The sequence below is a fragment of the Methylomonas rapida genome (genome assembly GCF_024360925.2).
GTDB classification, from domain to species: Bacteria; Pseudomonadota; Gammaproteobacteria; order Methylococcales; family Methylomonadaceae; genus Methylomonas; species Methylomonas rapida.
In genome coordinates this window covers 2,002,019-2,023,974 of the sequence record NZ_CP113517.1, presented here as the reverse complement: position 1 = coordinate 2,023,974, position 21,956 = coordinate 2,002,019, and the positions used below count along the sequence as shown (strand labels likewise).

24 protein-coding genes are annotated in these 21,956 nt (G+C 52.9%); 16 read left to right on the top strand and 8 right to left on the bottom strand.

Annotated elements, in window-relative coordinates:
• Positions 1-24 precede the first annotated feature (24 nt).
• The 4 genes from aat to infA all read left to right on the top strand — a co-directional run bounded on the left by aat (position 25) and on the right by infA (position 2,330).
• Complete coding sequence (aat, locus tag NM686_RS09525) at positions 25-717, top strand: leucyl/phenylalanyl-tRNA--protein transferase (RefSeq protein ID WP_255187645.1); 693 nt, start codon at positions 25-27, stop codon at positions 715-717.
• Positions 714-1,412, top strand: a complete 699-nt coding sequence (locus tag NM686_RS09520; RefSeq protein WP_255187644.1) for an arginyltransferase — start codon at positions 714-716, stop codon at positions 1,410-1,412. The genes aat and NM686_RS09520 overlap by 4 nt, the downstream gene beginning before the upstream one ends.
• 30 nt (positions 1,413-1,442) lie before the next feature.
• The gene (gene efpL / locus NM686_RS09515; RefSeq protein WP_255187643.1) at positions 1,443-2,009 is read left to right on the top strand and encodes an elongation factor P-like protein EfpL; all 567 of its coding nucleotides are present in this window, start codon (positions 1,443-1,445) and stop codon (positions 2,007-2,009) included.
• 102 nt (positions 2,010-2,111) lie between these two features.
• Positions 2,112-2,330: a translation initiation factor IF-1 gene (infA, locus tag NM686_RS09510; protein ID WP_013819653.1), complete on the top strand. Its 219-nt coding sequence runs from the start codon at positions 2,112-2,114 to the stop codon at positions 2,328-2,330.
• Positions 2,331-2,366: 36 nt separating this feature from the next.
• Here infA and clpA read toward each other — a convergent pair whose 3' ends face one another.
• Positions 2,367-4,646: an ATP-dependent Clp protease ATP-binding subunit ClpA gene (gene clpA / locus NM686_RS09505; protein ID WP_255187642.1), complete on the bottom strand. Its 2,280-nt coding sequence runs from the start codon at positions 4,644-4,646 to the stop codon at positions 2,367-2,369.
• A 10-nt stretch (positions 4,647-4,656) separates the two neighbouring features.
• Positions 4,657-4,980, bottom strand: a complete 324-nt coding sequence (clpS, locus tag NM686_RS09500) for an ATP-dependent Clp protease adapter ClpS (RefSeq protein WP_255187641.1) — start codon at positions 4,978-4,980, stop codon at positions 4,657-4,659.
• 123 nt (positions 4,981-5,103) lie between these two features.
• Between clpS and NM686_RS09495 the strand changes: the two genes are divergently transcribed.
• The 7 genes from NM686_RS09495 to mtaB are packed head-to-tail and all read left to right on the top strand — an operon-like array spanning position 5,104 to position 11,200.
• A complete protein-coding gene (locus NM686_RS09495) occupies positions 5,104-5,559 on the top strand; it encodes an NUDIX hydrolase (RefSeq protein WP_255187640.1) in 456 nt (151 codons plus the stop codon).
• Positions 5,556-6,650, top strand: coding sequence for a tRNA 2-thiouridine(34) synthase MnmA (mnmA, locus tag NM686_RS09490; protein ID WP_255187639.1), 1,095 nt, complete (start codon positions 5,556-5,558; stop codon positions 6,648-6,650). Before NM686_RS09495 ends, mnmA begins: the two co-directional genes overlap by 4 nt.
• A gap of 60 nt (positions 6,651-6,710) precedes the next feature.
• Positions 6,711-8,069 carry an adenylosuccinate lyase gene (purB, locus tag NM686_RS09485; RefSeq protein WP_255187638.1) on the top strand — a complete coding sequence of 453 codons (1,359 nt, stop codon included), beginning with the start codon at positions 6,711-6,713 and terminating at the stop codon, positions 8,067-8,069.
• 19 nt (positions 8,070-8,088) lie between these two features.
• Positions 8,089-8,355, top strand: coding sequence for a DUF4160 domain-containing protein (locus NM686_RS09480; RefSeq protein ID WP_255187637.1), 267 nt, complete (start codon positions 8,089-8,091; stop codon positions 8,353-8,355).
• The gene (locus tag NM686_RS09475; protein ID WP_255187636.1) at positions 8,348-8,617 is read left to right on the top strand and encodes a DUF2442 domain-containing protein; all 270 of its coding nucleotides are present in this window, start codon (positions 8,348-8,350) and stop codon (positions 8,615-8,617) included. The genes NM686_RS09480 and NM686_RS09475 overlap by 8 nt, the downstream gene beginning before the upstream one ends.
• Positions 8,618-8,626: 9 nt before the next feature.
• The gene (locus NM686_RS09470) at positions 8,627-9,856 is read left to right on the top strand and encodes a nucleoside recognition domain-containing protein (RefSeq protein ID WP_255187635.1); all 1,230 of its coding nucleotides are present in this window, start codon (positions 8,627-8,629) and stop codon (positions 9,854-9,856) included.
• A gap of 57 nt (positions 9,857-9,913) precedes the next feature.
• Entirely contained in the window at positions 9,914-11,200 is a 1,287-nt protein-coding gene (gene mtaB, locus NM686_RS09465; protein ID WP_255187634.1) for a tRNA (N(6)-L-threonylcarbamoyladenosine(37)-C(2))-methylthiotransferase MtaB, read from the top strand.
• Between the two features lie 162 nt (positions 11,201-11,362).
• Here the strand turns inward: mtaB and NM686_RS09460 are convergent, their stop codons facing one another.
• The gene (locus tag NM686_RS09460) at positions 11,363-12,142 is read right to left on the bottom strand and encodes an MlaA family lipoprotein (RefSeq protein WP_255187633.1); all 780 of its coding nucleotides are present in this window, start codon (positions 12,140-12,142) and stop codon (positions 11,363-11,365) included.
• Positions 12,143-12,306: 164 nt separating this feature from the next.
• Positions 12,307-13,101, bottom strand: coding sequence for an MlaA family lipoprotein (locus NM686_RS09455; protein ID WP_255187632.1), 795 nt, complete (start codon positions 13,099-13,101; stop codon positions 12,307-12,309).
• A gap of 82 nt (positions 13,102-13,183) precedes the next feature.
• On the opposite strand from NM686_RS09455, the gene rnt reads away from it, so the two are divergent.
• On the top strand, positions 13,184-13,810 hold the full coding sequence (gene rnt, locus NM686_RS09450; protein ID WP_255187631.1) for a ribonuclease T: 627 nt from the start codon (positions 13,184-13,186) through the stop codon (positions 13,808-13,810).
• A gap of 36 nt (positions 13,811-13,846) precedes the next feature.
• On the opposite strand, the gene grxD is transcribed toward rnt, so the two are convergent.
• The 4 genes from grxD to leuS form a co-directional block, all read right to left on the bottom strand.
• Positions 13,847-14,158 (bottom strand): Grx4 family monothiol glutaredoxin, encoded by a 312-nt coding sequence (gene grxD / locus NM686_RS09445; RefSeq protein ID WP_255187630.1) that lies wholly within the window; start codon positions 14,156-14,158, stop codon positions 13,847-13,849.
• Positions 14,159-14,231: 73 nt separating this feature from the next.
• On the bottom strand, positions 14,232-15,263 hold the full coding sequence (gene holA, locus NM686_RS09440; RefSeq protein WP_255187629.1) for a DNA polymerase III subunit delta: 1,032 nt from the start codon (positions 15,261-15,263) through the stop codon (positions 14,232-14,234).
• Between the two features lie 4 nt (positions 15,264-15,267).
• Positions 15,268-15,768, bottom strand: coding sequence for an LPS-assembly lipoprotein LptE (locus NM686_RS09435; RefSeq protein WP_255187628.1), 501 nt, complete (start codon positions 15,766-15,768; stop codon positions 15,268-15,270).
• 25 nt (positions 15,769-15,793) lie between these two features.
• Positions 15,794-18,382 (bottom strand): leucine--tRNA ligase, encoded by a 2,589-nt coding sequence (gene leuS / locus NM686_RS09430; RefSeq protein ID WP_255187627.1) that lies wholly within the window; start codon positions 18,380-18,382, stop codon positions 15,794-15,796.
• A 92-nt stretch (positions 18,383-18,474) separates the two neighbouring features.
• Here leuS and NM686_RS09425 point away from each other — a divergent pair, with 92 nt between their 5' ends.
• The 4 genes from NM686_RS09425 to chrA all read left to right on the top strand — a co-directional run bounded on the left by NM686_RS09425 (position 18,475) and on the right by chrA (position 21,878).
• On the top strand, positions 18,475-18,963 hold the full coding sequence (locus tag NM686_RS09425) for a zinc ribbon-containing protein (protein WP_255187626.1): 489 nt from the start codon (positions 18,475-18,477) through the stop codon (positions 18,961-18,963).
• Positions 18,964-19,020: 57 nt separating this feature from the next.
• Complete coding sequence (locus NM686_RS09420) at positions 19,021-19,794, top strand: ParA family protein (protein WP_255187625.1); 774 nt, start codon at positions 19,021-19,023, stop codon at positions 19,792-19,794.
• A 64-nt stretch (positions 19,795-19,858) separates the two neighbouring features.
• The gene (locus NM686_RS09415; protein WP_255187624.1) at positions 19,859-20,203 is read left to right on the top strand and encodes a DUF190 domain-containing protein; all 345 of its coding nucleotides are present in this window, start codon (positions 19,859-19,861) and stop codon (positions 20,201-20,203) included.
• Between the two features lie 283 nt (positions 20,204-20,486).
• Positions 20,487-21,878 carry a chromate efflux transporter gene (chrA, locus tag NM686_RS09405; protein ID WP_255187623.1) on the top strand — a complete coding sequence of 464 codons (1,392 nt, stop codon included), beginning with the start codon at positions 20,487-20,489 and terminating at the stop codon, positions 21,876-21,878.
• The last annotated feature ends 78 nt before the right edge of the window (positions 21,879-21,956 follow it).

Here is a 21,956-nt window from a genome sequence, read left to right as displayed (position 1 = left end):
TAACGCCATTTCCGCGAACATCCGATGCAACTCGCCGTTCTCGATCCGCTCAGAGCCGATCAGGATTTCCCGCCTCTCGAACAAGCCCTTGACGAACCCAATGGCCTGATCGCCGTTGGCGGGTGTTTGTCACCCCGGCGCATTGTCAATGCTTATCGCTCCGGCATCTTCCCCTGGTTCAATCCCGGCGAACCGATTTTGTGGTGGTCACCCGACCCACGCTCGGTGTTGTTTCCCGAACATCTCTATGTCTCGCGCAGTTTGACCAAAACCCTGCGCAAACAGCGTTTCGAGATTCGCTTCGACAGCGCCTTCGCCGACGTCATTGAAGCCTGTTCCACGCCACGCCATGCTCAAGGCGGCACATGGATTACCCAGGATATGAAAAACGCTTATTGCCAACTACACGCCCTCGGTATCGCCCATAGCTTCGAGGCCTGGCAGCATGGACAATTGGTCGGCGGTTTGTATGGCATCGGCATCGGTCGGGTATTTTTCGGCGAATCCATGTTTCATCGAGTCACCGATGCCTCCAAGGTAGCCTTCGTAGCGCTAGTGGCACAATTAAGCGCCTGGGGCTATCAATTGATAGACTGCCAAGTCAGTAGCGAACATTTGTTTAGCCTGGGTGCCGAGGAAATTCCGCGCCAGCAGTTTGCCGAATTATTGAACCAGCTTTGCCCACAATCACCCACGCCCGCAGCTTGGCAGCCATGATTTCAGTCCCGCTATGGCTCACCGCTGAGCACCCTTGCAGCTACCTTGATGATCGCTTGTCGCAATCGGCGGTCGTTCATCCCGATTTTACGTTAGATGACGTGATTTATAGCCAATTGATAGCGCAAGGCTTCCGCCGGAGCGGCGATCAAGTTTACAAGCCCCATTGCAAGGGCTGCCAGGCCTGCGTACCCACGCGAGTACCGGTAAAAAGCTTCAAACCGGATCGCAAACAACGCCGCTGCCTGCGTCGCAATGCGAATACCGAAGTCGTCGTCAAACCTCCGGAATTCAACGAGCGGCACTTTGATTTATACCGCCAATACCAACTGGCACGCCACGACAAAAATTCAGCAAACGACATCAGCCGCGAGGATTACCTGCATTTTTTGAGCAGTAACTGGAGCGATACCTGGTTCGTGGAATTTTTGATCGAAGGACAACTGGCGGCGGTCGCCGTGGTCGATGCGCTGGAAAATGCCCTGTCGGCTGTTTACACCTTTTTCGACCCCGCGTTTGACGCTTTCAGCCCCGGCGTGTTCGCTGTGCTATGGCAAATAGATGCCGCGCAAAAATTGGGCTTGGATTACGTTTATCTGGGATTTTGGATCAAGGACTGTCGTAAAATGCGTTATAAAATTCAATACCAACCGCTGGAAGGCTTGATAGACCAGCAGTGGCAACCCATTTCTTGAAACACTCGTTTAATTTAAGAGGATCATCCAGTGCCAAAAGCCAATGAATTGAAGCAAGGAACCGCCATCGAAATCAACGGCGAACCGTATGTGGTAAAAACCATAGAAGTGCGCAACCCGACTTCGCGCGGCGCCACCACGTTATACAAAATCCGTTTTACTCACATGAAAACCCGGCAAAAGCTGGATGAAACATTCAAAAGCGACGACATGCTGAAAGCCGCCGATTGCTCACGCTGCAACGTGCAGTATTCGTATCAGGACGGCGACACCTATTACTTCATGAACACCGAAACCTACGAGCAATACAGTTTGTCAGCCGAAGATCTGGAAGGTCAAACCGATTATTTAACAGACGGACTGGACGGTATCATCATGCTGCTGATGGACGATGCGGCCTTGGGCATACAACTGCCAACCACGATCACGCTGCAAGTCGTGGAAACCCCGCCTGCGATGAAAGGCGCCAGCGCCACCAACCGCACCAAACCCGCCAAGCTGACTACCGGCCTGGAAGTTCAGGTACCCGAATACATCGAAACCGGCGAAATGATCAAGGTCAACACCGAAACCGGCAAGTTTTCGTCACGGGCCTGAGCAAACACACTAACGATAAGACTGATGCCATCACCTAAAAAAGACACGGTCACGATAGCGCATTTATGTTATCATGCCGGTTTTAATTTCTAGGTAAACCCAATGGCAAAAGAAGATCAAATTGAAATGGATGGCAAGGTCATCGACACCCTGCCCAACACGATGTTTCGCGTCGAACTGGAAAATGGCCACATTGTGACCGCCCATATTTCCGGCAAAATGCGTAAACACTACATCCGTATCCTGACGGGTGACAAAGTCAGGGTAGAAATGACACCCTATGATCTCACCAAAGGCCGCATCACCTTCCGCAACCGCTAATCCCGTCTTGCACGGGATTGCGATTGCGTTATTCGTTTATACCACCTGATTCATCTCCGACACTAGCAACTGCTTGCCCTCGATACCAAAAGCGAGTTGATCGTTTTCGACGAAGATGCGCACATGACCACCATTCACCAGGCGACCAAATAACAAGTCTTCGGCCAACGGCTTTTTGACCTTTTCCTGGATCAAACGCGCCATCGGCCTAGCCCCCATTTTTACGTCGTAACCATGTTCGGCCAGCCAGTTTCTGGCATCAGGCTCCAGCGCCAAGGTCACATTCTTGTCGGCCAATACAGCTTCCAGCTCGAAAATAAACTTGTCTACCACGCTACCGACCACATTGATATCCAACGACTTGAACTGCACGATGGCATCCAGGCGGTTTCTAAATTCCGGAGAAAAGCCACGCTCGATGACTTTCATACTATCGGTTGCATGATCTTGCTGAGTGAACCCGATCGAGGCGCGCGCGCCCTCTTCAGCGCCGGCATTGGTGGTCATGATCAAGATGATATTGCGAAAATCCGCCTTCCGCCCGTTGTTGTCGGTCAAGGTACCGTGATCCATCACCTGCAGCAATAAATTGAACACATCTGGATGCGCTTTTTCCAGCTCATCCAGCAACAATACGGCATGCGGATGCTTGGTCACCGCTTCGGTTAGCAATCCCCCCTGATCAAACCCAACATAACCTGGCGGCGCGCCGATCAGACGCGACACGGTATGCCGCTCCATGTACTCGGACATATCAAAGCGTATGAGCTCTATGCCCAGCACTTTCGCCAACTGCCGCGTGACCTCGGTCTTACCCACCCCGGTCGGCCCGGCAAACAGGAAGGAACCAATGGTCTTGCTGGTATCGCGCAAACCTGCCCTCGACAACTTGATAGCGGCCGCAAGTTCAGAAATAGCCTCATCTTGGCCGAACACCAGCATTTTCAGGTTTTTTTCCAAATTGGCCAGCTTGTCTTTGTCGTTGGCCGACACGGATTGCGCGGGCACCCTGGCCATTTTGGCGACAATTTCCTCGATTTCCGCCGCATCAATGATCTCTTTTCGTTCGCCAAGCACAAACAAGCGCTGGCGCGCGCCTGCCTCATCGATCACATCGATCGCTTTGTCTGGCAAATGCCGGTCGGTAATATAGCGAGCGGACAATTCCACAGCGGCCCTCAAGGCTTCCTGGGTGTATTGCAGACCATGATGCTCTTCGAAGCGGGTTTTCAAGCCTTTCAAAATTTGCACGGTGTCTTCGATTGATGGCTCCACCACGTCGATTTTTTGAAAGCGGCGCGCCAAGGCATGATCTTTTTCGAAAATTCCGCGATATTCTTGATAAGTCGTGGAACCAATGCAGCGCAACTGGCCGGACGCCAGCACAGGTTTGATCAGATTGGACGCGTCCATCACACCACCGGAAGCCGAGCCCGCACCGATGATGGTATGAATTTCATCGATGAACAAAATGGAATTGGGCTCTTTTTTGAGCTGAGAAACCAGGGCTTTCAGGCGTTTTTCGAAATCGCCGCGGTATTTGGTACCCGCTACCAGCGCTCCCATATCCAACGAGTAAATGGTGCTATTCAACAACACATCGGGCACTTGCTCTTCGACGATGCGCTTGGCCAATCCTTCCGCAATAGCCGTCTTGCCAACCCCAGCCTCGCCGACCAACAAGGGGTTGTTTTTACGCCGGCGGCACAACACCTGTATGGTTCTTTCCACCTCTTGCTCGCGTCCGATCAAAGGGTCGATATTGCCCTTTAAAGCTTCTTCGTTAAGATTCGTGGCGTATTTTTCCAACGGGCTCGATCCGGCATCACTCATGCCACGCTCCGACTCATTGTCTTCGTTGGTGTCATGCTTCTGCTGTTGCTCAATTTTCGAGACGCCATGCGCCAAGTAGTTGACGACGTCAAGTCGAGTGATGTCCTGCTTATTCAACAGATAGACCGCATGAGAATCCTGTTCGCTAAACAAGGCCACGAATAGATTGGCCCCCGTGACTTCTTTTTTGTCGGAGGCCTGCACGTGAAACACCGCGCGCTGCAACACCCGTTGAAATCCCAGCGTCGGCTGCGTCTCGCGCTGAATGCCATCTGGAATCAGGGAAATGGTTTCATCGATGAATCGCGTCAACTCGCCGCGCAACGCATTGACGTTACAGCCACAGGCAATCAGGATCGGGATCGTGGTCACGTTATCCAATAACGCCAACAACAAATGCTCGACGGTGATAAATTCGTGCCGCTTGGCGTGAGCATTGGTGAACGCCGCATTCAATGTCACTTCAAGTTCTTTGCTTAGCATGGCTTACCTCTCACGCTTCCTCCATGGTACACATCAACGGATGATGATGCTCCCTGGAATATTCATTAACAATATGTACCTTGGTTTCGGCCACATCCTTGGTGTAGGTGCCGCACACACCCACACCCTGGGTATGCACTTGCAACATTACTTGAGTTGCTCGTTCTTGGCTCATGTTAAAAAAATCAGTCAATATTTCAACGACAAAATCCATGGGGGTAAAGTCGTCGTTCAGTAAGATCACTTTATACAATGGAGGCCTTTTCAGCTCGGGTTTTGCGCGCTGAACGGCAATATCGCCATCGGAATCTTTCAAGGGATCAAAATCAGTCATGGTCCAAGCGTGCCTATTTATCACTGCCTTTTAACATAGCGTCTTCATGCTTAAATTTCAATCTTTACGCAAACAAAAAACATTTCGCGTAAAATGCGCCACCTTTAAGGTATTTTTAACGATATGGTTTGGAAACCACATGTAACCGTCGCCGCGGTGATTGAAAAAGCAGGCCGTTTTTTACTGGTTGAAGAGACAACGGAGACAGGCCTTGCGTTCAATCAACCGGCGGGACATTTGGAACCTGGCGAAGATTTGATCAGCGCCATCAAACGCGAAGTGGCGGAAGAAACGGCCTGGTGCTTCGAACCCGAAGCGTTAGTGGCTATCCAGCTTTGGCGTCGAAGGCCCGATTTTCCCAGCTTTGTGCGTTTCTGCTTCACCGGCAACGTACATAGCCACGACATGACTCGACAACTGGATAACGACATCATCGCCACCCACTGGCTCAGCCGCGCTGAAATAGCCGCCCGTGCCGAGCAATTACGCAGCCCCCTGGTATTGAAAAGCGTAGACGCCTATTTGACGGGAGAGCGTTACCCACTCGATTTATTACAGTCTTTTCTCGATTTAGCATGAGCAAACACATCATCGTCGGCATGTCCGGCGGCGTCGATTCTTCCGTGACCGCACTGACCTTGCTGGAACAAGGCTACAAGGTCACCGGTCTGTTCATGAAAAACTGGGAGGAAGACGACGGCACCGAATATTGCACCGCGATGCAGGATTTGGCCGACGCGCAACAAGTCGCCGACACGCTGGGCATAGAACTGAAAACCGTCAACTTCGCCGCCGAATACTGGGACGAAGTCTTCGAGGTATTTTTGTCCGAATTCAAGGCCGGCCGCACGCCCAACCCTGACATCCTGTGCAACAAACACGTCAAGTTCAAAGCCTTTTTGGACTATGCATTGGAAGACCTGGGCGCCGAATACATCGCTACAGGCCATTACGCCCGCGTGCGCGAACGCGACGGCGAATTCGAATTATTGAAAGGCCTGGACCCGAGCAAGGAACAAAGCTACTTTTTATACGCGATGGGCCAGAAGGCACTTTCCAAGACGCTGTTCCCGATCGGCCACCTGCACAAGACAGAAATCCGCGCCATGGCCGACAAAGCCGGCTTTGCGAACAGCCGCAAGAAGGACAGCACCGGTATCTGCTTCATCGGCGAACGTAAATTCAGAGAATTCCTGGAACGCTACCTGCCCCACCAACCCGGCGAGATGCGCACACCGGAAGGCAAATACATAGGCAAACACCACGGCCTGATGTACTACACCTTGGGCCAGCGCCAAGGCCTGGGCATAGGCGGCGTCAAGGACGCACCCGACGAGCCCTGGTTCGTATTGGACAAAGACCTGGAAAACAACGTACTTGTAGTCGGCCAGGGCCACGAACACCCGTTGATGCTGCACAACACCCTGGAAGCCGGGCAACTCGACTGGTGCGGCAGCCAGCCTTTGACCCAAACCCTGCGCTGCGCCGCCAAGACCCGCTACCGCCAGTCGGACCAGATTTGCATCGTCGAATCTATTGACGGCGGCACCCGCGTCAAGGTCTGCTTCGACCAAGCGCAACGCGCGATTACCCCTGGACAATCAGTGGTGTTTTATCAGGGCGAAGTTTGCCTAGGCGGCGGCATTATCGAATCGAAATACAACGCTTAAAAACCCAAGTACGATGGGTTCAATGAACCCCATCGAACCATTTTTAGATAGGAACACATCATGACCCTCACCTCCATCTCCCCCATCGACGGCCGTTACGCCAATAAAGTCGACGCCTTGCGCCCTATTTTCAGCGAATACGGCTTGATCCGTTACCGGGTCGAAGTCGAGGTGCGCTGGCTGCAAGCCTTGGCCGCCGAAGCCAAAATCGTCGAAGTGCCGGCCTTGTCAGCCGAGGCTAATGCCGTGCTGAACGGCATCGTCTCTGATTTTTCCGCAGCCGACGCGCAAGCCGTCAAAGACATCGAGAAAACCACCAATCACGACGTCAAGGCGGTCGAGTATTTCCTGAAAGAAAAGATCAAAGGCAATGCCGAATTGCAGGCGATCAACGAGTTTTTTCATTTCGCCTGCACCTCGGAAGACATCAATAACCTGTCTTACGCCTTGATGCTGAAGGAAGGCCGTGGCCTGATCCTGGCCGAGATCGACGCGACGATAGCCGCGATCAAGCAACTGGCTTTGGCCAGCGCCGAGCAGCCGATGCTGTCGCGCACTCACGGCCAATCGGCCACGCCAACCACGGTCGGCAAGGAAATGGCCAATGTCGTCGCTCGCCTGCAGCGCCAGCGCGCTCAATTGGCCCAGGTCGAACTCTTGGGCAAGATCAACGGCGCGGTCGGCAATTACAACGCCCATAGCGTCGCTTACCCGGACGTCCATTGGCCGCAATTCGCGCAAAATTTCGTCGAATCGCTCGGATTGACCTTCAACTCCTACACGATACAGATCGAACCTCACGACTACATGGCCGAATTCTTCCACGCCTTGTCGCGCTTCAATACCATATTGCTGGATTTCGACCGCGACGTCTGGGGCTACATCTCGCTGGGCTACTTCAAGCAAAAAACCGTGGCCGGCGAAGTCGGCTCGTCGACCATGCCGCACAAGGTCAATCCGATCGACTTCGAAAACTCGGAAGGCAACTTAGGTCTTGCCAATGCGATTTTCGGCTTCCTGGCCGAGAAACTGCCGGTATCACGCTGGCAGCGCGACCTGACCGACTCGACCGTGCTGCGCAACATCGGCGTCGGCATCGCCCACACCAGCATCGCGATTCAATCGACTCTGAAAGGTATCTCAAAACTGGAGTTGAACCCCTCTCTGTTGGATCAGGATCTGGATCAAAACTGGGAAGTCTTGGCCGAGCCCATCCAAACCGTGATGCGCCGCTACGGCATCGAAAAGCCTTACGAGAAATTGAAAGAGCTGACCCGCGGCCAACGCGTCACCGGCGAAGGCATGCAGGCTTTCGTCGAAAAACTGGAGATTCCGGCGGAAGCCAAGGCCGAACTCCTGAAACTGACACCGCACAGCTACACCGGTTACGCGGCCCAGCTGGCGAAAGCCATCGCCTGATTAAACCGCTAGTTCGCCAATGCCCGTCATCTCCTATTTTTTCGGCATCTACATCCGGATGTATCATGATGATCACAATCCACCGCACTTTCATGTCGAATATCAAGGCCACGAAGCGCTGATCGCCATCGAAGACGGAAAGCTGCTGGAAGGGCATTTGCCCGGAAAGGCCTTGAAACTGGTACAAGACTGGGCGGAACATCATCGCGGGGAACTGCAGGAAGACTGGCAGTTAGCGGTCGAATTAAAACCCTTGCAGCGCATTGCCGGAGCGGATAATGATTAAAATAGTAAAAGCCGAATATCTTCAAGCCTACGTCATTCGTCTGTGGTTTTCCGATCGGACTTACGGCGATTACGATTTACAGCCTTTACTCGACCGAGGCAGCGAACTCGTCGCGCCGCTGCGTGACGCGGCTTATTTCCGGCAGTTTTTCCTGGAGCTAGGCGCCTTGTGCTGGAAAAACGGGCTTGAATTAAGCCCCGGCAATATCCACCGTAAATTGCGCCAGCAAGGTTTATTGCAAACCACCCACCAAGCGGCTTGAGCAGGATTCTTGCTAAATTTCGTCTGGATTTTGTTTTTCCTGTCGGCTTTTGCCGTCGCCCTCTGCAAACTACTGTTTTTGGGCGACCAGACGGCGTTCGCCGCGATCATCGAGGCGATGTTCGGGCAGGCCAAGACTGCGTTCGAAATTTCGTTGGGCTTGAGCGGAGTACTGGCATTATGGATGGGCCTCATGAAGATCGGCGAACACAGCGGCTTTGTCGCACTGTTGACACGGGCCTTGAATCCGTTATTCAGCCACCTGATGCCGGAGATACCGCACAGCCATCCGGCCTTGGGCGCGATGACGATGAACATCGCCGCCAACATGCTGGGCCTGGATAATGCGGCGACGCCGATGGGCATCAAGGCCATGCAGGAAATGCAAAGTCTGAACCCGCATCCGGACCGCGCCAGCAATGCGCAGATTTTGTTTCTGGTGCTGAACACCTCGTCGGTAACGCTGTTTCCGGTGACGATATTTGCTTACCGGGCCCAATTGGGCGCGGCCAATCCGACCGACGTATTCATCCCGATTCTGATCGCCACCTATGCCTCTACGCTGGCGGGTCTTTTGGCGGTGGCGTGGGTGCAAAAAATCCGCCTGTGGGATAAGGTGGTGCTGGCTTACTTGGGTGGCATCACCGCGTTGATCGGTGGCATGCTGGCTTATTTCGCCGGCCTGGAGCAAGCGGAAATGATGCGGCAATCGGCGCTGGTCAGTCATGTGGTTTTGTTCGCGCTCGTCGTCGCCTTCATCGTCGCCGCGCTGCATAAAGAACTGAACGCCTATGAACTATTCGTGGACGGCGCCAAACAGGGCTTTCAAACCGCGATCAGCATCATCCCTTATTTGGTGGCGATGCTGGTGGCCTTTGGGGTGTTTCGCGCCAGCGGCGCTTTGGCGTTACTGACGGACGTGATTGGCTTGCTGACGGATTTAATGGGCTTGGACAAGCGTTTCATCGACGCCGTACCGACCGCGTTGATGAAACCTTTCAGCGGCAGCGGCGCACGGGCCATGATGATAGACACGATGCAAACGCACGGCGCGGATTCCTTTGTCGGCCGGATGGCTTCGGTGGTGCAAGGCAGCACCGAAACCACGTTTTACGTGTTGGCGGTCTATTTCGGCGCGGTCAACATCAAACGGATACGCCATGCCGCCGCCTGCGGCTTGATCGCCGATTTGGCCGGCATTTCTACCGCAATTTTTATGACTTATTGGTTTTTTGGTTAATTTTTTAGGGGACGGTGCACGACGCTACGCTGATGCACCCTACGGTTTAATAGATACATGCAAATACATTTGAAAACCCTGGGCTGCCGCTTGAACGAAGCGGAACTGGAAACCTGGGCGCAAGCCTTTCAGGCCAAAGGCCACACCGTCACGCGCAACTTGCACGACGCCAATCTGGTCGTGCTGAATTCCTGCGCGGTCACCCAAGACGCCGTAAAAAAATCCAAGCAGTTGATACGCCGTGTGCATCGCGACAATCCGGCCGCCAAACTGGTGGTCAGCGGCTGCTATGCGACCTTGAATCAAACCGAGGCCGAACAACTGATGGGCGTGGATTTGATCGTCGGCAATCAGGATAAAAACCAATTGGTGGAAAAAGTGCTGAGCGAGTTGAACCTGGACAGCATGCCGGCGATGTCGACGGAACCGGGCGAAGTCTCGCTGTTCAGCCGCGGCCGCCAGCGCGCCTTCGTCAAAGTACAAGACGGCTGCCGTTACCGCTGCACCTTTTGCATCGTCACGGTGGCGCGCGGCGAGGAACGCAGCCGCTCGATTCAGGAAGTCGTCGACGAAATCAACGCCTTGCATGCGCAAGGCATACAAGAAGCCATTATCACCGGCGTGCACCTGGGCGGTTACGGTAGCGACATCGACAGCAACCTGGTCGAACTGATTCAAGCGATTTTGGACCAGACCGAAATTCCGCGCCTGCGCATGGGTTCGTTGGAGCCGTGGGAATTGCCGGAAGGCTTCTTCGTGTTGTTCGAAAATCCGCGCCTTATGCCGCACCTGCACCTGCCGTTACAAAGCGGCAGCGACAGCGTACTGAGGCGCATGGCGCGGCGCTGCAAGACGGCCGAATTCGCCGAACTGGTCGCAAAAGCCCGCGCGACGATCCCGCACTTCAACATCACGACCGACATCATCGTAGGCTTTCCCGGCGAGACCGAGGAAGAGTGGCGAGAAAGTTATGATTACATCAAAAACATAGGTTTTGGCCATATTCACATCTTCAGCTACTCGCCGCGCGAGGGCACCAAGGCCGCAGGCCTGCCGAACCCGATCGGCAACGACATCAAGCGTCAGCGTAGCCGGGCACTGCATGAACTGGCGGAAAACCTGAAACAAACTTTCATTGCCGAAAACATCGGCACGCAAGCGGCCGTGTTATGGGAAGGGCAAAGCGAAATACTGGAAAACGGCCTGACCCGTTTTTTCGGCTACACCCCCAATTACTTGCGGGTTGCGTGTGACGTGGATAGCGGCACGGCTTTGGAAAATAGAATTCTGCCGGCAAGCTTGCTACAAGCAGAAGTGGGATTCGTGAAAGCAAAAATATCCTGAAAAAACGCTAAGGCATGTGGGAGAAATGATCTCGGGGTTGGTAGGTGCGAATTCATTCTCACTGTGCGGATAAATCCGCACCTACCCCGCATATTTGCATAGGTTTTTTCATGTTCGTTCCTAAGCGCCAACCTGCGATGGGGCAAATCTATTTCTCTCGCCTCAGTAAGGCGTGACCGGCGATAATTTTTCATCCAATTCTTCCAAATCCAACACATCCTCGTGCGGGACATTACCGTCGTGCACCAAATAATTGCGTTGCGAGAAATAAGCACCACGGAAAAAGGCATAGCGATCCAGCGCCGCTTCACTGGCGACTTTTTCGGTTTCCAGATTGTCGGCCCGCAAATCGGCGGCGTTCACGGCCCCCAGTCCGGCCGACACAGCGGTCGATACCGCCGATGAGGCAAAATATACGCCGGTGTAACTGATAGGATTCAAGGCGGCATCTCCCACCACGCCGAGCACGCCGCGCGGCGAACTCGGTCCCAATAATGGCAACACCAGATAGGGCCCGGTTGGCACGCCCCAAACCCCCAAGGTCTGATCAAAATCTTCTTTGTGTTTCGGTAAATCGATGCTGCTGGCCACATCGAAAAGGCCGCCTATTCCCGCGGTTGTATTGACAAGCAAACGCGCGCCGTCTGAGGCGCCTTGCGCGAACTTGCCTTGCAAAGCGTCATTGATGAACACACGAATGTCGCCGATATTGCTGAAAAAATTGCTCACTCCGGTATCGACGAAATCCGGAGTTATCCAGCGATAGCCCCTGGCCACCGGCTTCATCACATAATCGTCGACACCGTCATTGAACGACTGCATGCCGCGATTCCAGTCTTCCCAAGGATCTAGCGGATCGGTCGCCTGGGTTGTCGCACACCCCGTCAAAACAAGGGCCAATGCAAAAACATGACCTACTCTAGCTGTATTACCTATTTGCATATATTCCTCGAGTCCATTGGGCGTTGAAAATTTTTCTAACGATAACACAAGCTTCTCAAATCGATTCGAATGGTTGTGCTCGTTATTTTCTGCCCGAAGGCGAGCAACAGGCACAAAAAAGGCCGCAAAACCTGAATTTTACGGCCTTGATACGAATGACGGAATTAATACGGATTGGTATTCAGCGGACCAAACCCTTCATCCTTAAGTTCTTCGAATTTCAGGACATCGTCCTCCGGGACATTACCATCGTTGACCAGATAATTGCGATTGGAAAGATAAGCATCCCTAAAAAACTGATAACGATCCAGTGCCGCCTCGCTGGCCACCTTTTCCATGCCCAAAAGATTGGCGCGCGCATCGATTACTTTCAAAGCGCCCGTTCCCACCGATACCGCGGCGCCTAACCATTCGGGATTCAAATAAATACCGACATAGGTAAAGGGATTCATCGCGGCATCGCCGACCAGCCCCGCGACGCCACGCGGCGAGCTAGGACCAAAAAATGGCAATACCAGATAAGGCCCTGTCGGCACACCCCAGACACCCAAGGTCTGATCGAAATCTTCATTATGTTTAGGCAGATCGATCATGCTACCAACGTCGACCAATCCCCCCACACCCGCGGTCGTATTGATCAGTAAACGTGCGCCGTCCTTGGTGGATTGCAGAAACTTACCTTGTAAAAAGTCGTTGGTCACCACACCGATATCATCGATATTGCTGAAAAAGTTGGTCACCCCTTGATCAATGAAATCGGGAGTTATCCATTGATAACCCTTGGCGACCGGTTTCATCAGATAGTCGTCCAGATTATCGTTGAAAGATTGCATGCTTCGATTCCAGCTTTCCCAGGGATCGCTGGGGTTGGGTGTTTTGATCGTCGCACAACCATTCAGCAAAACCATCGTAGCGACAATAACCAAGGAAGCAATTGCCCTGCCTTGCATAAATTTCATCTCATCACCAGAATTCTTGTTTATAGCGGATTCAATCTAACGTAACATACCATATAAACGACTTCTCTAACCACCAAAGACCATGCAAACCAGTTTTACACCTCTTGGCAACCGCTTTAGAGGATACTTACCCGTTATCGTCGATATCGAAACCGCAGGCTTCAACGCCAAAAAGAACCCACTACTGGAAATTGCCGCCGTGATCGTGGAGCAAGATCAAGCAGGCTGGCTGCAGATTACAGAAAAACATCATTGCAACATCATTCCGTTTAAAAATTCCGAACTGGACGAAGCCGCGTTGAAATTTAACGGAATCGACCCTTACCACCCCTTTCGAATGGCGGTGGAGGAAAAAGAAGCGCTCAACAAGTTGTTCGCCCCGATCAGGGCAGCGGTAAAACGAAACGAATGCAAACGGGCGATCTTGGTTGGCCACAACCCTGCATTCGACATCAATTTTTTAAATGCGGCGATTGAACGTACGCAACAAAAAAGAAGCCCGTTCCACCCGTTCAGCAGCTTTGATACCGCGACACTGGGCGGACTGGTTTTCGGGCAGACGGTTTTGGCTAAGATCGCGGAAGCAGCGGGTTTGGAATGGGACAATCAGCGCGCGCATTCCGCGTTGTACGACGCCGAACAAACGGCTGAACTATTCTGCATTATTTACAATCGCTGGAAGAAATTATTGGCGACCGAAGCCGCATAAGCGGCTCGCCAGCGCGAGCCGCTCGCTTGGCATACTTTAGACGGCTGCGCCCAGCATGGTTTGCAGTTCGCCCTTGTTATAAAGGTCCATCACGATATCGCAGCCGCCGACCAACTCGCCGTTGACATAGAGTTGCGGATAGGTCGGCCAATGGGAATATTCCTTCAAGGCCTCGCGCAACTCGGGATCTTCGAAAATATTGATTGCGCGATACTGGGCATTGCAGGCTTGCAAAACTTGCACGACCCTGCCGGAAAAACCGCATTGCGGGAAATCCGGCGTACCTTTCATGTATAACACTACGGGCGCGCTGGCCAATTGTTCTTGAATTCTTTCAATGACATTCATATTGATGACTCGATACAGAGATTAATAACCAAGTAATATTATCAAGAATTAATGACTTTTTAAACCGGCCCTTTCAAACGCGAAATCGTTGCTTGGCAAAATCCGGCCGACAAGAGGCCAAACAAATTTCGAACAACGTTTCCCAGGCGTCACCCTGTGACTGTCCCTTGATTTCTCTATCGGCTTTGGCGCAAAGCACCAACAATGCATGGATCTGGGTAAGGTTCAAGCGCCGCAACGCATCTTGCATCAGTTGTTTGCGTTTATCCCAGATTTGATGCTTCTTGAATACAGATTCTGTATTAGCGCCTTGTTTCAAATCGGTTTTGACATTAAACAGCGACCTGATCTCCCGGCTTAGCGCCCACAGCACAACCGGTGCCGCAATGCCTTCAGCACTCAGACCATTCAAGATTTTGACGGTACGATTGAATTTCCCTGCCAGCAAGGCGTCGGTTAATTTAAAAACATCAAACCGGGCACTGTCAGCCACTGCATCTTCCACCGTGGTCTTGCTTATCGAGCCCGTACCATGCAGGATATACAGTTTTTCAATTTCCTGTGCCGCCGCCAACAAATTTCCCTCGATACGCGAGGCCAGAATTTTGGCCGCATCATGATCAATGCGCATACCCTTACGCTCGGCACGACGCTGCAACCAATTCAACAACTCTTGACCTTGCAAGGGCCATACTTGCACGACCGTGCCAACATTGTCGATCGCTTGAAACCATTGGGCCTTTTGGCTGGCTGAATCCAGTTTCGCGCAGGTGATCAACAAAATCGTGTCCGCCGGTAAATGCTGACAATACCTGATTAATGCCTTACTACCCTCGGCGCCGGGTTTCCCGGATGGCAACCGCAAATCGATCAATTTTTTTTCCGCAAAAATGGATAAAGAATCAGCCTCCATCGCCAACTGCGGCCACTCGTTGCCGTGATCGATACTGATGACCTCCCTGACAGTGTAATCGGCCATCCTGGCCGCAGCCCTGATCGCGTCGGCAGCTTCACCCACCTGCAAGGGTTCATCGCCGCTGATCAGATAAAGCGGCTGCAATCCCTGCTTTAACGCCGCATCGAGCTGCTCCGTTTTCAGCCGCATGCTTTTATCGCTTGTGGGTTTCCACCGCGGCCTGAGCGCGAAACATCAACATACGTGCGGCCTGTCTATACATTTCCTTCCTGATCGTCACTTCTTCGGCTTCCTTTGCCAGAATAGCCGTTTGGTCGTTGAAAAACTCACGACTCAGTTCTATCGTTTGCTCCTCCAGCAACGGGTTTTCTTGATTGTCGTAGAATTGAAACCGCAGGTAATAGTCCAGCTCGATCTCGCTGGATTTACCCGTTTGACCGATCGATAGCACCCGCTGACGCATGTCTTCCTTCAAGACTTTAACCACGATGCCGGCATCGTTCGGAGAGGTAGCGATTTTCCCGTCCGCCGCTCTCAGCATCGCGGTCATTTCACGGTTCAGATCACCAGACACGCCAAACAAATACATGTTTTTCAATTCCGCCGGCAGCGCGACCGAGCCGCGCAGGTGGTAGCCACACGCGGCCATCAAGCTCAACGAGAAGAAAAAAATTAGCTTAATACTTGTATTCATCGGACTGATGTTTTGCGACACACAATTAAACAACGATATTCACCAGTTTTTGCGGCACGACGATCAACTTCTTCACCGGCTTGCCTTCGATATACCGCAACACATTTTCATCCGCCATGGCCAAGGCTTCGATCTGCTCCTTGGATGCGTTTGCCGCCACCGACAATTTGCCACGCAGCTTGCCGTTGACCTGCACCACCATCTCGATCGCCTCCTGCACCAAGGCGGACTCGTCGACTTCGGGCCAAACAGCCACGACGATGTCGCTGTCGTGACCAAGATCGTTCCACAACTGCTGGGACGCATGCGGAATGATCGGCGCTAGCATCAATACGATGCTTTCCAGCACCTCCTGACGCAATGCGCGACCATTGGCGCTGTCATCCTCGAACTTGTTCAAGGCGTTGACCAGCTCCATGTTGGCCGCGATCGCGGTATTGAAGGCATGACGGCGCCCCATGTCGTCGGTGACTTTTTGCAGAGTCTGATGCAACTGGCGGCGCAATGCTTTCTGCTCGTCGCTTAGCGAAGCTTTATCCAGCGCCGCTTGCGGCAGGCCGGCTTCGACGTGCAGGTAAACCTGACGCCACAGGCGTTTCAGGAAGCGGAATGCGCCTTCGACGCCAGCGTCGTTCCATTCCAGCGACTGATCCGGTGGCGAGGTAAACATCGTGTATAGACGCACGGTGTCGGCGCCATATTGGTCGATCAGGACTTGAGGGTCGACGCCATTGTTCTTGGATTTGGACATTTTCTCGATAGGTCCGACCGTAACCGGCGAACCGTCTTCCAGTAATTTGGCGCCGATGATCTTGCCTTTGGCATCGCGCTCGACCTCGATTTGGGTCAGGTTGTAGTAGCGCTTGTGGCCGTGCTCATCCAATTGAAAGAAAGTCTCGGCAACCACCATGCCCTGAGTCAGCAGATTCTTGAAGGGTTCGTCGCAGACCAATAAACCTTCGTCGCGTAGCAACTTGGTGTAAAAGCGCGCATAGAGCAGATGCAAAATCGCGTGCTCGATGCCGCCGATGTAGTGGTCGACCGGCAGCCAGTAGTTAGCCCGCTGGTCCAGCATCGCAGCATGGCAATCGCTGCTGGCGTAGCGGGCGAAATACCAGGACGATTCCATGAAGGTATCGAAGGTGTCGGTTTCGCGCCGCGCTGCCTTGCCACATTGGGGACAATTGGTATGGGGGAAAGTCGGGTGCGCGGCCAAAGGCGATTGCGAGCCGTCCAGCACCACGTCGCGCGGCAACGTGACAGGCAGCTGGTCGTCGGGTACCGGCACGGTGCCGCAATCATCGCAATAAATCACCGGAATCGGCGCGCCCCAGTAACGCTGCCGGGAAACGCCCCAGTCGCGCAGTCTGAAATTGGTTTTGCGTTCGCCCTTGCCGATGCCGGCCAGTTTCGCGGCAATGGCATCGAAGGCTTGCTTGAAATCCAAGCCGTCGAATTCGCCCGAGTTTTTCAGCGCGCCTTTATCGGTGAAAGCTTTTTCGGCAGTGCTGTCGTCCGAACCATCCACTGCAGCGATGACTTCTTTAATCGCGATGCCGTATTTTTTAGCAAATTCATAGTCGCGCTGGTCGTGAGCAGGGACCGACATCACCGCGCCGGTGCCGTAACTCATCAACACGAAATTGGCGATCCACACAGGTACCTGTTCGCCGGTCAAGGGATGAATCGCGGTGTAACCCGAAGCGATGCCACGTTTTTCCATGGTTTCCATTGCAGCTTCGGAAGTTTCCATCTGCTTGCAGGACTCGATGAACGCGGCGATGTCGGCATGGGTTTCGGCGGCTTTCTTTGCAATCGGGTGTTCGGCGGCCACCGCCACATAGGTTACGCCCATTACGGTATCCGGCCGGGTGGTGTAGATACGGATAGGATCTGCGAAACCCTCCACGGCAAAATCCATTTCCACGCCTTCCGAGCGACCGATCCAGTTGGCTTGCATGGTTCTAACCTGCTCCGGCCAGCCCGGTAGTTTTTGCAGGTCATCCAGCAATTCCTGCGCATAGGCGGTGATTTTCAAAAACCACTGCGAGATTTCTTTTTTCTCGACCTGCGTGTCGCAGCGCCAGCAACAGCCGTCGATGACCTGCTCGTTGGCCAGCACGGTTTGATCGTGCGGACACCAGTTGACCGGTGCGGTCTTTTTATAAACCAGGCCTTTTTCCAACAGACGCAGGAAGAACCACTGCTCCCAGCGGTAGTACTCAGGATCGCAGGTCGCCAATTCGCGGCTCCAGTCGTAACCGAAACCCAGGCGTTTCAGCTGATCGCGCATGTAATCGATATTGGAATACGTCCAGTCGGCTGGATGGACTTTATTCTGCATCGCCGCATTTTCCGCCGGCAAACCGAAAGCATCCCAGCCCATGGGTTGCAAGACATGCTTGCCCTGCATGCGCTGAAAGCGGCTGATCACGTCGCCGATGGTATAGTTGCGAACGTGGCCCATGTGCAGTTTGCCACTGGGGTACGGGAACATCGACAAGCAGTAGTATTTTTCCTTGCCGGTCGTTTCAGTGGCAGTAAAAACGCCGGATTTTTCCCAATCGGCCTGGACTTTTTGCTCGATCGCCTGCGGTTTGTAAAGCTCTTCCATCCTGTTCGTCTTTTCGTGTAAAAAGGCGCTAGAATACCTTACAGGCGCTTAAATCTAAAGCGTGAAATCATTAAAACAACAAGGAGAAGGCCATGGGCGAAAACAAACTGATCAAAGCCTACGATGACTTGATGGGGCATTTATACGAAGCATTGGACGACACCCTGCATACGGTTGCCGAAGCCTTGGACATCGCCAAGGAAAAGACCGCGGCCTTGGGTGGCCATACGCAAGAAGAAATCAACAGAATCGCCGACTACGTGATGCGCGACGTCGAAAATGTCGCCGCCTCGCCAAAATTGGAAGATGAAAATAACTCAATCTCGGAGTGGCTGAAATTCGATATCGACCTGATCGAAAACTTCGCGCTGGATGCCTTCATGGACATCGCCGACAAAACCAAAGTCAAACTGGCGGCACTGGAAATGGAAGCCAAGCAATACCATCCTTATAAGAGCGGCGATGTCACGAGTCCGGGTACTTTTACCTGTGACGCCTGCGGCAAACATATCGCCTTCAAATCGACCAGCATCATCCCCGAATGCCCGGAATGCAAAGGCACGGCTTTCACACGCTGTTGATATTGCAGGCATTAACCTTATAATGCGGGCTTTTATTTTCGAACTAACGAGGCGATTATGCGCAGGGTGATTTTCAATCAAAAAGGCGGCGTGGGCAAATCCACTATTACGTGCAATTTGGCAGCGATTAGCGCCGTTGAAGGTAAAAAAACCCTGGTCATCGATCTGGACATACAAGGCAACTCCACCCAATATTTGTTGGGTGCCAAAGTCACCGATTCGGATAAAACCATCGCTCATTTTTTCAAGGACAGCCTGGGTTTGGGGCTTTTTGGCGGTGGCAAGGAAGGCTTGGAAAGCGCCATCCACGAAACCCCTTTTCCGAATCTGTATGTGCTGCCTTCCCACCCTGATCTGGAAGGCCTGCAAAGCCGACTGGAATCGCGGCATAAAATCTACAAACTGAAAGAAGCTTTGGAAAAACTGGAAGGTTTCGAATTCATCTATATCGACACGCCGCCTATCTTGAATTTTTACAGCCTGTCGGCCTTGATTGCCGCCGAAAAATGCCTGATCCCGTTCGATTGCGATACGTTCGCCCGTGAAGCCTTGTACACCCTGATGCGCTCGATTGCCGAAGTCAAAGCCGATCACAATCCCAACTTGCATGTCGAAGGTGTCGTGGTCAACCAATATCAAAAACAAGCCAACCTGCCGCGCCAATTAGTCGAGGACTTAATCGCGGAAGGCTTGCCGGTACTGGATACCAAAATCTCGACCTCGGTCAAAGTGCGCGAATCCCACTCTGACGCCAAACCGCTGGTTCATTACGCACCTTCACATAAATTGACCGAGGAATATCGCGCACTGCACGTCGAAATTCACAAATGAGCCGATTTTTTGCCCGCTCCGCAGAATACGGCTCGAATATGCACAAACCACAGGCAATCGATCGATGACCCCGCATGAGGTAACCCTGGTACGGATATATTTGCGTGAGGCGGAAAACTTGCTGGATAAGCTCCTCAACTACCTGCATGACGACGCCAAGGTCATGGGCGTAACTGTGGTACGCGGCATCGAAGGCTTTGGCGAAGACGGTAAAATACGCGCCGTCTCGCTATTAAACCTATCCATGGACTTACCGTTAGTCGTTGAATTCTATGACAAACCCGATAAAGCAAAAAACGTCATTGAAACCTTGGTTGACGAGATGCGATTGCCCCATGTCATTAGCCTACCTGCCATTGGATACCAATATGAGACTGGCAAATCCAACTCAATAATCGACACGCTTTAAACGATCCTGATTAGCCATCATTTTCCGCTACACCGAAAAAAGCTTGGCAAACAGGCGCACACCCAACAGAAAAGTTACATTGCGTGAACCGTCTTTCAGGGGGTAATTTGCCGTTGACAGTTTGGTTTCTGGGTATCCATTTTCTCAGTCAAGCCACCCCCCGCTTATCCGCCCTGGCGTTGAAAGCGTGTAGCGGGCTTGCGCCACGCGACCAATTATTGGCGGCGGCCAGTGCGGTTTTTGGCAGCTTGCTGATGACATCCCGGAAAGGAACCAACACGACATGACATCACCCGACAAACCGTTCGTAAATATACTGCAGCATCGCCCTGAACCCGTTGACTTCTGGCAAGCCTTTCTCTTTTGGCTGAAACTGGGCTTTATCAGCTTTGGCGGACCTGCCGGACAAATCGCCATCATGCACCAGGAGTTGGTGGAAAGACGGCGCTGGTTGTCGGAAAGACGTTTCCTGCATGCCCTGAACTACTGCATGCTATTGCCGGGGCCGGAAGCCCAGCAATTAGCCACGTATATCGGCTGGCTGATGCACCGCAACATTGGCGGCATCGTCGCCGGTGGCTTGTTTGTATTGCCGTCGCTGTTGATTCTGATTGGCGTGAGCTGGCTATATCTGGCCTATGGTCAGGTCACGGCGGTGGCCGGCGTGTTGTACGGTATTAAACCGGCGGTGACGGCAATCGTGCTGTTTGCCGCCTATCGTATTGGCTCGCGGGCTTTGAAAAATAGCCTGTTGTGGGCGATTGCTGCCTTGGCGTTTTTAACCATCTTCTTACTGAATGCCCCGTTTCCATTGATCGTGTTACTGGCTGCCATTCTGGGCGCGCTGGGCGGCAAATGGCTGCCGGAGAAATTCGCCTTGGGTGGCCGACATGGTTCGGCTCAGCACAGTTACGGACCCGCGTTGATCGACGACGATACCCCAACACCACCACACGCATTGTTCCGCTGGTCGGTTTTAATCAAAATCATCATTGCCGGTCTGCTCTTGTGGGGTGGTGCGATTAGCTGGCTCTGCATTGAATACGGCTGGAACGGTGCACTGACGCAAATGGGCTGGTTCTTCACCAAAGCCGCATTGCTAACCTTTGGTGGTGCTTATGCGGTTTTACCTTATGTCTATCAAGGTGTTGTGGAGCATTTTCACTGGCTGACTCCGCAACAAATGATCGACGGCCTAGCCTTGGGCGAAACGACACCCGGCCCCCTGATCATGGTGGTGACCTTCGTCGGCTTTGTCGCAGGCTGGAGCCAACAGGTCTTCGGCAGCGAACAATTGCTGCTGGCGGGCGCGGTGGCAGCGACGGTAGTGACCTACTTTACCTTTCTGCCCAGCTTTTTGTTCATTCTGGCCGGTGGTCCGATCGTGGAATCGACCCATGGCAATTTGAAGTTTACCGCCCCCCTGACCGGCATCACCGCCGCCGTGGTGGGCGTAATTCTCGATCTTGCGGTATTTTTCGCTTGGCATGTGTTCTGGCCGCAAGGCTTTGCAGGCGATTTCGATGCCATCTCAGCCTTGATCAGCCTGGGCGCGTTTTGGGCGCTATTCCATTTCAAGGTGAACGTCATTCCCGTCATTCTTGCTTGCGGTAGTGCAGGACTATCATTCAGTTTCATCAAAATCTGGCTTGTCCAGCAAGGCATAGTTTTGTGAATGGCATACGTCGATTGCCTGTTTTAACGTTGTTAATGGCTTAGGAATGTGTGAGAAACAAGCTAGGCCCACTAGGTG

Coding starts and splice junctions, on each gene's coding strand:
- purB (WP_255187638.1), top strand. CDS start 6,711: ATGACCCTCACCTCCATCTCCCCCATCGACGGCCGTTACGCCAATAAA.
- chrA (WP_255187623.1), top strand. CDS start 20,487: ATGACATCACCCGACAAACCGTTCGTAAATATACTGCAGCATCGCCCT.
- clpA (WP_255187642.1), bottom strand. CDS start 4,646: ATGCTAAGCAAAGAACTTGAAGTGACATTGAATGCGGCGTTCACCAAT.
- mnmA (WP_255187639.1), top strand. CDS start 5,556: ATGAGCAAACACATCATCGTCGGCATGTCCGGCGGCGTCGATTCTTCC.
- mtaB (WP_255187634.1), top strand. CDS start 9,914: ATGCAAATACATTTGAAAACCCTGGGCTGCCGCTTGAACGAAGCGGAA.
- NM686_RS09435 (WP_255187628.1), bottom strand. CDS start 15,768: ATGAATACAAGTATTAAGCTAATTTTTTTCTTCTCGTTGAGCTTGATG.
- NM686_RS09425 (WP_255187626.1), top strand. CDS start 18,475: ATGGGCGAAAACAAACTGATCAAAGCCTACGATGACTTGATGGGGCAT.
- clpS (WP_255187641.1), bottom strand. CDS start 4,980: ATGACTGATTTTGATCCCTTGAAAGATTCCGATGGCGATATTGCCGTT.
- rnt (WP_255187631.1), top strand. CDS start 13,184: ATGCAAACCAGTTTTACACCTCTTGGCAACCGCTTTAGAGGATACTTA.
- leuS (WP_255187627.1), bottom strand. CDS start 18,382: ATGGAAGAGCTTTACAAACCGCAGGCGATCGAGCAAAAAGTCCAGGCC.
- NM686_RS09415 (WP_255187624.1), top strand. CDS start 19,859: ATGACCCCGCATGAGGTAACCCTGGTACGGATATATTTGCGTGAGGCG.
- NM686_RS09495 (WP_255187640.1), top strand. CDS start 5,104: ATGGTTTGGAAACCACATGTAACCGTCGCCGCGGTGATTGAAAAAGCA.
- infA (WP_013819653.1), top strand. CDS start 2,112: ATGGCAAAAGAAGATCAAATTGAAATGGATGGCAAGGTCATCGACACC.
- NM686_RS09475 (WP_255187636.1), top strand. CDS start 8,348: ATGATTAAAATAGTAAAAGCCGAATATCTTCAAGCCTACGTCATTCGT.
- NM686_RS09460 (WP_255187633.1), bottom strand. CDS start 12,142: ATGCAAATAGGTAATACAGCTAGAGTAGGTCATGTTTTTGCATTGGCC.
- NM686_RS09420 (WP_255187625.1), top strand. CDS start 19,021: ATGCGCAGGGTGATTTTCAATCAAAAAGGCGGCGTGGGCAAATCCACT.
- NM686_RS09455 (WP_255187632.1), bottom strand. CDS start 13,101: ATGAAATTTATGCAAGGCAGGGCAATTGCTTCCTTGGTTATTGTCGCT.
- NM686_RS09480 (WP_255187637.1), top strand. CDS start 8,089: ATGCCCGTCATCTCCTATTTTTTCGGCATCTACATCCGGATGTATCAT.
- grxD (WP_255187630.1), bottom strand. CDS start 14,158: ATGAATGTCATTGAAAGAATTCAAGAACAATTGGCCAGCGCGCCCGTA.
- NM686_RS09520 (WP_255187644.1), top strand. CDS start 714: ATGATTTCAGTCCCGCTATGGCTCACCGCTGAGCACCCTTGCAGCTAC.
- aat (WP_255187645.1), top strand. CDS start 25: ATGCAACTCGCCGTTCTCGATCCGCTCAGAGCCGATCAGGATTTCCCG.
- holA (WP_255187629.1), bottom strand. CDS start 15,263: ATGCGGCTGAAAACGGAGCAGCTCGATGCGGCGTTAAAGCAGGGATTG.